The 3,997-nt window shown below is 36.9% G+C and carries 5 protein-coding genes; 2 read left to right on the top strand and 3 right to left on the bottom strand.

Going from position 1 to position 3,997, the window contains the following annotated elements; translation table 11 throughout:
- The first annotated feature begins 20 nt into the window (after positions 1-20).
- Positions 21-740 carry a D-Ala-D-Ala carboxypeptidase family metallohydrolase gene (locus tag KPC_RS18285; RefSeq protein WP_121975760.1) on the top strand — a complete coding sequence of 240 codons (720 nt, stop codon included), beginning with the start codon at positions 21-23 and terminating at the stop codon, positions 738-740.
- A 104-nt stretch (positions 741-844) separates the two neighbouring features.
- Positions 845-1,510, top strand: coding sequence for an O-methyltransferase (locus tag KPC_RS18280; RefSeq protein ID WP_121975759.1), 666 nt, complete (start codon positions 845-847; stop codon positions 1,508-1,510).
- 265 nt (positions 1,511-1,775) lie between these two features.
- On the opposite strand, the gene KPC_RS18275 is transcribed toward KPC_RS18280, so the two are convergent.
- From KPC_RS18275 to KPC_RS18265, 3 genes are all read right to left on the bottom strand, one after another.
- Complete coding sequence (locus KPC_RS18275) at positions 1,776-2,618, bottom strand: universal stress protein (protein WP_121975758.1); 843 nt, start codon at positions 2,616-2,618, stop codon at positions 1,776-1,778.
- 131 nt (positions 2,619-2,749) lie between these two features.
- On the bottom strand, positions 2,750-3,367 hold the full coding sequence (locus KPC_RS18270; protein ID WP_121975757.1) for an acyltransferase: 618 nt from the start codon (positions 3,365-3,367) through the stop codon (positions 2,750-2,752).
- The gene (locus KPC_RS18265) at positions 3,360-3,959 is read right to left on the bottom strand and encodes an IMPACT family protein (RefSeq protein ID WP_121975756.1); all 600 of its coding nucleotides are present in this window, start codon (positions 3,957-3,959) and stop codon (positions 3,360-3,362) included. The genes KPC_RS18270 and KPC_RS18265 overlap by 8 nt, the downstream gene beginning before the upstream one ends.
- Positions 3,960-3,997 lie beyond the last annotated feature (38 nt).

The following is a 3,997-nucleotide window of genomic DNA, read 5'->3' as shown; positions in this document are numbered from 1 at the left end:
TTATTACTTATCTCTCCATAATGAAATATATTTTGAAGGGGCTGCTCGCAGTCAGTATCGTCCCTATGATGATGATCGGATGTACTTCATCCCCTCAAAAAACTCAAACACAGAAAAGTTCTGGGCATCGTATTTATATCCCACAAGAAAAAGTTATTGTTGAACGCCCTATTCCTCCCAAAGTTACTCCAAACTCTTATCTGGCATGGTTGTCTCAACCCAACAATCAAGCTCAAACCCGAGAATATGAACATTTTCTTGAACAAAATGGTGTAGGACACGTTATACCAAGTTTTGAACTATTCCGTACAGCGCGCGACTGGGAGAAATGTGGTAGAGATCAATACATGGTACCCAACCGTGAACTGTGGCGTAATCAGATTCCTACCTTAAGAATATTTAAATATTTAATTGCTGCAAAAATTTTGACTGATTTTGAAATTACATCTGTTTATCGTGATTTACCTTTAAATCAGTGTGCTGGTGGAGCTGGCTCTTCTCGCCATTTATTCAATTCTGCGATGGATTTCCGCATCGGTCCAGCTACCCCTAGCCCTGAAGATTATGCATTTATTGAAAATACCAAGTTTAAACTTTGCCAATTTTGGGCACAGCATGGTCAAAGTTTGAATATGGGACTCGGATTATATGCTTCAGGACAAATCCATATCGATACTCAAGGTTTCCGTACCTGGGGCCCTGACCATTCACGTAATAGCTCGATGTGTAGTAATTTCTAAATACAGGCATTTTCTGGCTAAAAAAAACTCAAAAAGATTTTTTAAAATTGCACTCCTATCCGAAAAGATTAAAATGCAGTTAACGTAATTTAGGTGACACAATCATGCAACAGATGTGGTCAGACATCGATGCTTATATCGAATCACATTTAATTCCTGAAGATCCTATTCTAACCCAGACGTTAAAAAATACTGATGAAAAAGGTTTTCCCGACCATTTAGCTGTTGCAGCAAATCAGGGCATGCTTTTACAGATGCTCATTCAGATGAATAAATGCAAACGCGTACTCGAGTTAGGAACTTTTGCTGCCTATAGTACTATGTGGTTAGCTAGAGCACTCCCTGATGACGGTTATATTTTGACGATAGAAGGTCGTGATACTCACGCAGCGTTAGCCCAGGAAAATATTGATAATGCTCGATTACCCCAAACGATTGAACTCAAAGTAGGACGTGCTGCTGATGTCCTGAAAACATTGCCTGCTGATTTTGAAGCTTTTGATTTTATTTTTATTGATGCCGATAAACAAAGTTATCCTGAATATCTCGAATTAGGCTTAAATTTATCTCATTCTGGTACAATTATTGTATTGGACAATGTCATTCGTGCTGGTGATATCCTGGATGTGGATAACCACAAACCAAGTATTCAGGGGATTCGGGATATGTATACTGCCATGAAGAACCATCCAAAAATTTTATCATGTACTGCGCTACAAACCGTTGGCTCCAAAGGTCATGATGGTTTTGCCATCGCGATTGTAAAATAAGTGCTGCTAAAGCCTCTGTTAAAGAGGCTTTTTTTCTAACACTAGTTGAAACGATCTATTTTGAGTTATCCCCTGTTCTTGTTTGTATAATTGTGGATAACTGTCATATAACCAGATATCTATTTGAAAATAAAAAATTTTAATAAAAAGATCATTAAATAGTCATTTGAATTTAATTTTTTTCTGAAAACCTTGCTTTCCAAAAAGTCAATTCTAAAATTTAAAATGCTATAGATAAATTATCCATAGCATTTGCAAAAAAGAACTATTTCACAACCAATAACGGAACAGTCGCATTACGGAAAATCGTTGTAGTTACACTACCGAGGAAAAATTGATGTATTTTACTGTGACTAAATGCACCTAATACAATCAATTGAATTTGATGTTGATTTTGATAGTCCAGAATATTTTCGGCAACATCGCCATACCGATACTCCACAACTACATCCAACCCAGCTTCTCTTAAATAGAGCGAAGGTTGATTTAAAATCTCTGGATGATCTCCCACATACAGCAAATGACACTGGAGTTGTCTTAACAAATCACTTTTTGCAACCCGATGTAGCATATCTTTACAGGTAGGCGAATCTTCATAAGCAAAAATAAAACGGGTTGGTGGCTTAAAATTTTCTCCCACAGTCAAAACTGTACACTTTGCACCCCGAATAAAGTTTTCCACATTACTGCCAATTGTTTTGTTTTTTTCAGCAGAACGCTCTCCTAACCGCCCTATAACAACAAAGTCTGTTTCATTAAGAACATTAAAACTTTGTTCTAAAAAATCTCCCTTTTCCTGAATATGACTAGGTGTAATATCATATTTCTCTTTTATCATTTCAGAAATATGTTCAAGCAAGTTATTACTATAATTAATTGCCAGTTCACTCTGCTTTTGCTCGAGTTCAGCAAGTTCCTTAAGCAACATTGCATTACTTTCAAAACCAATTACACCACTGATTTCCCCTAGATGGTAACTCGCTGGATAATAATCCAGCACTTGTAATAAAACTAATTCCCGACCAGTTTTTCGTGCAACCCATGCTGCAGCCTCAGCTAAAGCATTGATGCACGGCGAAGAATCAATACATGCAATGACACGACTCATATCTACCTCTTCTTGACTCTATAGTCCTGGGTTTATTGCTTAATTTTAAAGTACCATATCTTTTTTTACAGGTCTTCAACTTTATGTAAACAATATCATCAGCTTATTTAATGAATTGTTTCATTTAAAGTTTAATCACGATATCGTACAAATCTTGCAGGATTCCCAGCCACGATCTCGCGTTCATGAATATCTTTGGTAACCATACTATTCATCCCGACAACAGCATGTTGTGCAATTTTAATTCCATCCTTGATTCCAACATGTGCACCGATCCAGACATCTTTTCCTATTTCAATTCCCTTTGATGTTACCGCTTGCTGGTAAACCGGCTGATCTAGACTCATTCCATGATCAAAAGCATATAAATGGCTATATGCAGCAATGCGAACCTGATCATGAATTTTTATTCCTGATTTTCCACCATCCAGAATACAGTGATGATTAATTGCAACCTCATTTCCTATATCTATAGGCCCATGCAAGGTACAGTCGGCAGCAATAAAACTATCATTACCAATAATAATTTTACGACCTGGTTCAGCAAATATATGTGCCAATGGTGAGATAAAGCAGTTAACACCTATTTCAACTGTTTCCATAGACATTAAATAAGCTTGATATTCCTGTTGCCAAGCTTCTGCCCATACACGATTTTTAGGTTTGAGCGTCCAGTAAAGCCAAGGCATATAATTTAACCGATGCTTATGTTGCTCCCGATATTTCAGTAAAGGATCAATCTCATTCATCATTCAGCTCTTTTACTATTTTTAACAGCTCACGCCCACGTGTTAGATCCTGTATTTTTATCGCAAATGGTTCAATCTGATGAATTTGCATCAATGCATTAACATGAACACCATCTGTTTCGTAATGTTCAATAAATTCTATATTCTGTTGCCTTAACTCGTATTGTAAAATTGCCCACTCACTAAATGTACATTGGAAATGTACTTTTTTCTTTTCAATTAATTCAATTTTTTCAGCTAATAGCAAAGACTGTCCTGCACAGCCACCATATGCCCGAACCAGCCCTCCAGTACCGAGTTTGATTCCTCCATACCAACGATTGACCAGAACAATAATATTCGTCAAATCATTACCCTCAATAGTGGCTAATATGGGTCTGCCCGCAGTTCCAGATGGTTCGCCATCATCATTAAAACGAACATGATGCCCTATTTTCCATGCCCAACATTGATGTGTTGTCGAAATATCTTTATGGAGCTCCAGAAATGCTTTGACTTCCTGCTCATTTTCCACAGGTGAGGTAATCGCTTGAAATCTACTTTTTTTAATTTCTTCTTCGAATGTTACTGTTGAGGCAATAGTAAAAGGCATAGTTCAATCTAAACAATCAAAACTATTAAATTATAACG

It is taken from the genome of Acinetobacter stercoris (genome assembly GCF_900323515.1).
GTDB lineage: Bacteria > Pseudomonadota > Gammaproteobacteria > Pseudomonadales > Moraxellaceae > Acinetobacter > Acinetobacter stercoris.
Note: the sequence above shows the minus strand (reverse complement) of the source record. Positions and strands in the feature narration are given on the sequence as shown.